At 52.9% G+C, this 7,032-nt stretch carries 7 protein-coding genes; 3 read left to right on the top strand and 4 right to left on the bottom strand.

Going from position 1 to position 7,032, the window contains the following annotated elements:
* Positions 1–287: 287 nt before the first annotated feature.
* The 3 genes from ric to GX030_08980 are packed head-to-tail and all read left to right on the top strand — an operon-like array spanning position 288 to position 2,547.
* Positions 288–1,001: an iron-sulfur cluster repair di-iron protein gene (gene ric, locus GX030_08990; GenBank protein ID NLV92508.1), complete on the top strand. Its 714-nt coding sequence runs from the start codon at positions 288–290 to the stop codon at positions 999–1,001.
* Between the two features lie 34 nt (positions 1,002–1,035).
* Complete coding sequence (locus GX030_08985) at positions 1,036–1,749, top strand: Crp/Fnr family transcriptional regulator (protein ID NLV92507.1); 714 nt, start codon at positions 1,036–1,038, stop codon at positions 1,747–1,749.
* A gap of 27 nt (positions 1,750–1,776) precedes the next feature.
* Positions 1,777–2,547, top strand: coding sequence for a DUF438 domain-containing protein (locus GX030_08980; protein NLV92506.1), 771 nt, complete (start codon positions 1,777–1,779; stop codon positions 2,545–2,547).
* 127 nt (positions 2,548–2,674) lie between these two features.
* On the opposite strand, the gene GX030_08975 is transcribed toward GX030_08980, so the two are convergent.
* From GX030_08975 to GX030_08960, 4 genes are all read right to left on the bottom strand, one after another.
* Positions 2,675–3,532 (bottom strand): 2-oxoacid:ferredoxin oxidoreductase subunit beta, encoded by an 858-nt coding sequence (locus GX030_08975; protein NLV92505.1) that lies wholly within the window; start codon positions 3,530–3,532, stop codon positions 2,675–2,677.
* A complete protein-coding gene (locus GX030_08970) occupies positions 3,532–5,259 on the bottom strand; it encodes a 2-oxoacid:acceptor oxidoreductase subunit alpha (protein NLV92504.1) in 1,728 nt (575 codons plus the stop codon). The genes GX030_08975 and GX030_08970 overlap by 1 nt, the downstream gene beginning before the upstream one ends.
* Positions 5,260–5,406: 147 nt before the next feature.
* A complete protein-coding gene (locus tag GX030_08965) occupies positions 5,407–6,201 on the bottom strand; it encodes a hypothetical protein (GenBank protein NLV92503.1) in 795 nt (264 codons plus the stop codon).
* A complete protein-coding gene (locus GX030_08960; GenBank protein ID NLV92502.1) occupies positions 6,185–7,006 on the bottom strand; it encodes an ABC transporter permease in 822 nt (273 codons plus the stop codon). The genes GX030_08965 and GX030_08960 overlap by 17 nt, the downstream gene beginning before the upstream one ends.
* Positions 7,007–7,032: the final 26 nt, after the last annotated feature.

The following is a 7,032-nucleotide window of genomic DNA, read 5'->3' as shown; positions in this document are numbered from 1 at the left end:
GATAAATATTAAATTTGTGTCTTGACAATGGGGGGCACTTTAGTATACCTCTTTCTATTTTCCCGTCTTCCATCAAAACCGCACCTCAACCTTCTCAGGACTGAAGGCTAAGGCTGTATCTCTGCTAACCTCTGTGTGCTATTCCTCCTATCTCGTCTGGCCTCCAATTGCCTAGAAAATTCCGGCAAAACTTGATCTAGATCACGGCTTTGATCGGCCAAAAGGGATATGCTAAATCTGACACAGAGAAACCGATAACCCATTGGATGCAGGGAGGAGAAAGCTCGATGGTAGAGAGACAATTTACTCTCAATGACCGAATTGGAGATATTGTGGCAGCGTTACCGGCGGCGGGGGAAGTCTTTCATCGGTATCGGATTGATTTTTGCTGCGGAGGAGATCGACCCTTGGCCAAGGCTATCGAGGAACAGGGTCTTGACGGAGAATTGGTCCTAGCCGAGTTAGCCAAAGCTCGGGAAAAGGCCAAGGAACTGACGGGGGTCAAGGATTGGCGAACTGCGCCCCTGACTGACTTGGTGGATTATGTGGTGAATACCCACCATGCCTACCTCAGACGGGCGCTGCCACAGCTCAGTGAGCTGACCACTACCATCCTTAGAGTCCACGGTGGGGATCATCCTGAACTTTCGAAGGTACACCGTCTGTTTCACATGCTGAAAATGGAACTGGAGCAGCATTTGATCTTTGAAGAAGAAACGCTATTTCCTCTAGTTAAGGAATACGAGAGTACCGGCAGCCGGGAAACCTTGACCCAGGCTGTAGCAGAGATTGATCGGGTGGAAGGTGAACATGACACTGCCGGAGACATCGTGAAGGAATTGCAGGATGTTACCGATGATTACCAGGCACCTGCCGATGGTTGCGAGACCTATGCTGACACTTATCGGAAGCTGTCGGAGTTGGAGAAGGATCTGTTTGAGCACATTCACTTGGAGAATAACATCCTCCATCCCCGCCTAAGGCAACGACTGGAGCAGTGAGTAAGAATTCGGAGTGGTATCCTTGAGTGAGCTTGTGACCAAAGCAACCATTAGTTGTCAGGACTGCACCCATAGTCTATGTGTAGGGAGAGTCCCTATTTTTTCCAGCTTGGGCCAAGAGGCTCTGGATCAGATTGCCGCGTTGGTTACTCAGCGGGATTTTGCGAAGGGTGAGCTAATTGTCCCCGAGGGAAGGGATCTCGGGGGATTGATTATCATTAACTCCGGTCGAGTGAAAACCTTTCGCTACACCTCCGACGGAAGGGAGCGAATCCTGCAGATTCTCACCGACGGAGACTTTGTGGGAGAGAAGAACCTCTTAACGCGCCAAAGGTTGACCTACTCCGCGGAAGCTCTGGTGGACACCAAGACATGCTTCATCAGCCGGGAGGCCTTTCACCGGCTGATGCGAGAATATCCTGACATTATCTTCGATATCACTTCCGAGTTATGCCGCCGACTGGAGCGCCTGGAAGGGATGATCCAGCAGCTGGGCCTAGGTGAAGCCACACAACGGGTGATTGCCGTGCTCTGGGAGTTTGCCCAGCAGTACGGGGAACAGACCGACAGCGGGACACTGATATCCTTGCCCCTAAGTCGGGAGGACCTGGCCAACTACATTGGTGTAACCCGAGAAACCATCAGCCGGAAGCTTAACCAAATGCAGGCAGAGGGAATCCTTCGGCTCATAGGGAACAGGAAGGTTCTTGTATACGATCTGGATAGTCTAGTGACCCGGCAGCACTAAGTAAGCTGTCTGATAGGGGAGGACTTAATGATGGATAAAATGGAACAGCTTGTCCAAGTTCTAAAAAGGCTTAATTCTGGAGAACCTGTGGCTCAGGTGAAGGCAGATGCCCAGGAGCTCCTGGCAAATATTGACCCGACGGAATTGTCCATTGCAGAGCAACAATTGATCGAAAATGGAATGGCACCAGAGGACTTGCGGGGCCTGTGTACAATTCACATCGAAATGCTGTCCGATGAGCTGGCGCAGTTGAAGGCTTCTGTGGACCCAGGACACCCCTTGCATACCTTTATTGCCGAACACGATGCCCTCCTAGACTTCTTGCAGGAGTTAGATAAGCTCAACTATGAGCTTCAGCAGGAAGCTGAGATTGATCCTGACTCGCAGCTGATCACCGACCTACAAAGGGTGGCGGATGGTCTAGTCAACGCGGAGAAACATCATTCCCGAGAGGAAGACGCTTTATTCCCAGTGATGGAGGCCGCGGGGATCAATGGACCACCTACGGTAATGCGCCTGGAGCACGACGATCTCAGACCACGGAAGCAGGAGCTCTTGCAGCTGGCCCGAAACTGCCGTTCCCTTTCCACCGCTGAGTTTAAGACCAAACTCGATGAGTTGGCCAAGTACATTGTCTTTAACCTCCGGGACCATATCTTCAAGGAGAATCACATTCTTTATCCCACGGCCCTCGATGCTATCAAGGGTGACGAGGCGTGGGTGAAGATCAAGAAAAACTGCGATAAAATCGGGTACTGTACCTTTTCTCCCGATAGTGCCCTAGATTGGACGGCCTAACCCTGACAAGTTACCGGTAAAGCAAAACCGCCCCTAAGGGTTTCTCCTCGGGGCGGTTTTTTGCATTGTCCGAAAGCTATCCGGTAGGGCTGTTGGCTGTTCCTTAACAGGGCGATGATCTACCTTGCTAACGGGCCATAAACTCCTCATTGAGCATGGGAAGTTTGTCCTCGAACCGGGCCTGTTTGACCAGGGGAGTGTCCCGAATTGCCGGCACCAGGGAGTCGTAGGCCGGGCGACTTCCTTTGTAAATTACCCCGATGGGAATCTCATCGCCCCACTTGTGGGCCAGCTCCCAGGCTGCCCTGCGATCGGTGGGATCGTGTCCTTCGATGGGTGTCACCCGTTCCCGGTACCAGGAGTGGGTATTTAGATGGTTGAAGGATACACAGGGTTGCAGAATATCAACAAAGGAAAAGCCCCGTTGAGTAATTGCTTCCGCGATGGTGTCCACTAGGTGGTCCCCAGCACCGGAAAAGGATCTGGCCACAAAGCTGATATCGGCGGATATTGCCATCACTAGGGGATTAAAGGGCTCGGTGAGCACCCCCCAGGGCGTAGTTCCGGTGATATACTCCGGTTCCGTGGTGGGTGAGGCTTGCCCCTTGGTCAATCCGTAAATCTGATTGTTGTGCACCAGGTAGGTAATGTCAATATTGCGGCGCAGGGCATGCAGGAAGTGGTTTCCTCCTTCGGCATATCCGTCTCCGTCGCCTCCGACGACGATCACAGTGAGGTCATGATTGGCTAATTTAATGGCGGTAGCCGCGGGTAGACTGCGGCCATGCAAACCGTTAAAGGTGTTGACGTTGAGGTAGTGGGGCAGCTTAGGTGCCTGTCCGATACCAGAGACAATCACTACTTCGTGGGGAGCTTTCCCGATTTTGGCTAAGGCACGGGGAATGGCGTTGAGGATACCGAAATTACCACATCCAGGACACCAAGCAATTTCTCGATCACACTTGTAATCCGTTACATCTACCACTATTTCTCCCCCCTGATTTCGCTAAGTCGGTCTAGGATGTCTACGGCCGTGAAGGGTCTTCCATCGGACCGCAGGATCTTGTCGGTACATTCCACACCAGCCTCGGCTCGGAGTAGACGGGCAAACTGACCGGTATAGTTCTGTTCCACAACAATCAACTGAGATACTCCGGCTACCGCCGCTGTGACAGTGTCGGGATTCAAAGGCCAGACATGGGTCCAATGGATCATTTTGGCCTTGGTGCCCCTGGCATTCAGTAGATCAACGGCTTCCTTGACGGCCCCATAGGTGGTGCCCCAGCAAACCAATGCCAGCTCTGCCGTGGCATCACCGTAAATCTCTGGGCTTGGCATCGCCTTGCGGGCCAATTCTAGCTTTCTATTTCGTTTGGCGTTTTGAGCATTGCGGGTCTCAGCATCCTCGATCAGGTGCCCCTCTTCATCATGTTCGTCGGTACAATAGACAACTAGCGACTTACCGAATCCAGGGATAAATCGGTCAGAAATTCCCGATTCCGTTACTCTGTAACGTCGGTAGTTGGGGTATCCTGCTTCCTCATCAGAGGTGACCAATTGGCCCCGGTCGATGGTAACGGAGTCAAAGTCAAAGGCCGGAATCGTCCTTTGGGCATCGGCTAAGTGCTGATCTGTGAGGACAATGACAGGACATTGGTAAACATCCGCGAGATTGAAGGCTTCCGCGGTAATGGCGAAGGCTTGCTCATGGGTTCCTGGCGCCAGAACAATCTTGGGGAACTCTCCGTGCCCCAAATGGATCGCGAAATTGAGGTCCTCCTGGGCGGTACGGGTGGGAAGGCCAGTGGCAGGACCGGGCCGTTGGGCGTCGATGATGACGACGGGAGTTTCATTCATGCCTGCCATCGATACCGCTTCCCCCATGAGGGCTAACCCGCCACCGGAGGTGGCCGTCATGGAACGAAGGCCGGCGTAGGAGGCGCCGATGGCCATCACCACCGCGGCGATTTCGTCCTCGGCCTGTTCCATATGGATCCCAAATTCTTCACCCTTGGTAGCAACATATTCGGTAATAGAGGTGGAAGGGGACATGGGATAGGCACTCATGAATTTGAGGCCGGCAGCAATGGCGCCAATGGCAATCGCGGTATTGCCGCTAACCAGGATCTGCCCGGTGCTGGTACCCTGAGTTTCAGGAATCGTAAAGCGACCCTGGGGAATTGCCTGACCCTGAGCGTAACCCTCCTTGGCTGCGGCAATGTTTGCCTGAATAACCTTGTCGCCCTTGTCGGCAAAGGTGTCTTCCAGCAAGCGGTTAATCAAGCTCAGGTCCTTACCCAACACTCCCCACACTGCGGCAACGGCCACGGTATTGGCCATTATCTTGTTGCCGTGTCTGGAGGCGATTTCGGTAAAGGGAACGGGAAAGCACCGATGAGGATCATCACACCCAATACCCTTAATGTCAGGATCATAGATCACCACCCCATTGGGGTTGAGGGCTTCCATATGTCGTGCGGTGGTCTCTCGATCTAAGGCAATGAGAATATCGACCCGTGGAGCCGGTGCCACAATGGGGTCAGGGCCAAACCGAATGTTGTAGAAGTTGTGGCCGCCCCGGATCCGTGACTCGTAGTCTTGATTAGAAAAGAGCTGGTACCCTTCAGCATGGAGTGCCTTGGACAGCAACTGACCGACGGAGCGCAGCCCTTGGCCGGCTTCACCGCCAATTCTGATACAGCAGTCCCGCAATTGGATCATCCTTTCCCCTGGGAACTGGACCTAGCTCCCAATCACTTGGTGTTAGCCTTCCACTACGACTACGTTTTGAACGTAGAATACCCGAAAAAGGGAAGGCCAAAACCTTCGGTGAGCCGATCCTGCCCCGGGAGGGACAAGTCACACTCGAACGCTGATCAAATTGCCGGACTCATATCTCCTTAGTCCACGGTAGAACAAGGTGATGGCCACCAGGCCCAAGAGGACAGCTCCCCCGGCCATCGCCAGCAAGATTTCTATGCGGTGGAGCCGGATTATCTCCGTTGGTACCCAGGTGATTAGACCCGCGGGAATCACGGTGAACAAGAGGATCCGGGCTGAACCACGGAACATGCTGTTGGGATACATCGCAAAGGTGATGAGGGCATTGAACAAATGGGCTGCCATGGTGGCGGAATTTCCAATGTAGAAGGAGATGGAATGCACGGCAACTCCAAAGAACACAAATATCGCCCCGGTAAGGACACTGGCTGTGATCAACAAAAGGGTATTGTACCAGCTCACTGCGCCGCTGATTCCATAGACCAGCACACCAAAGACAAGGTCTCCCCAGGCGGAAACATCCATGCGGCTGACCAGGATGTGCAGCAGAACAGGTTTGGGTTGAGCCAGGTAGAAATCCAGGTGGCCTTCGGCAATAATCCGACTGATGCTGTTGCAGTTGCCCATCAGCCCTAGGGCCAGAGCAAAGCCGATGGCAACTACAGCATAGAGCAACAGCAATTCGGAATAGGACCAGCCCTCAATCCTTGGGAAGTTCTGGAAGAATAACCACCAGAAGACCGCCCAGAGGGTGTTGTTGAGGACCATGCCAAAAACCTGGGTCAGAAAGCTGCCGCGATACTCCATGGCCATGCTCAGGTTGGCTCTCACGTAGTACCAGGCAAAGCGAAGATTGCTAACCACCGTTGACATTGAGCTTTTTCACTCCCATCCGGTATATTCCCGTCACGATCAAAGCCAGTGCCAACAGCCATCCGATTTGACCGGCGGTAAGCTGTCTCCAGTGCGCAGAATCATATTTGACAAACATTTTTGCCGGACCGTGAACTACATAGCGAAGGGGCAAGAGCCCCGCCATTTTCTGGATAAATCTAGGAAACAGCTCCAGGGGAAGCAGCATTCCTCCCAGTAGGAACAGGAACTTTTGGTAGATGAAATAGATTGATCGAGTATCCTCTAACCAAAAGGCAGCCAGCCCGATTGCCATGAGCAGACAGAACTGAACTGCCGAGGAGAGAAGTACAGACAGCAGCAGGTTGGGAAGGCCGCTGAAGGTGACCGGTGGGTTACCGATGGTCAACATCACCACCAGAGAGCCGATTAGCACGTTGATCACAAAACGCAGAGAGACTTCGGCCAGGAATGTGGCGTAGTGGTAGAGCAGGTAGCTATAGGGTTTTGTCAGCCCGTAGGCAATACTGCCCTGTTTCACTTCAAAATCGATGGTATCTGTCAGTCGCGGGTGGGACAAGACGATGGCTTCGGCAAACATGAAGTACCAAATCACCTCAGCTAGGGTATATCCACGGAGGTTGGTTAAGCCGGCAGAGCCATAGGCCACCCGCCACAGCTGAGTGAAGATGAAGACGAACATCACCAGGGAGAGCCCGCTCCAGACCAGATCCATGACATAGACGAATCTATTTTGCAAATTGATGGTGAAAATCGCCCAGTACTTACCCAGGGATGGAACTGATCTTCCTTTAGTACTGGTCATAGGTTTCCTCCCTCCTTGCCACTCCT

This window comes from Bacillota bacterium, from assembly GCA_012727955.1.
Classification (GTDB): domain Bacteria; phylum Bacillota; class Limnochordia; order DTU087; family JAAYGB01; genus JAAYGB01.
Note: the sequence above shows the minus strand (reverse complement) of the source record. Positions and strands in the feature narration are given on the sequence as shown.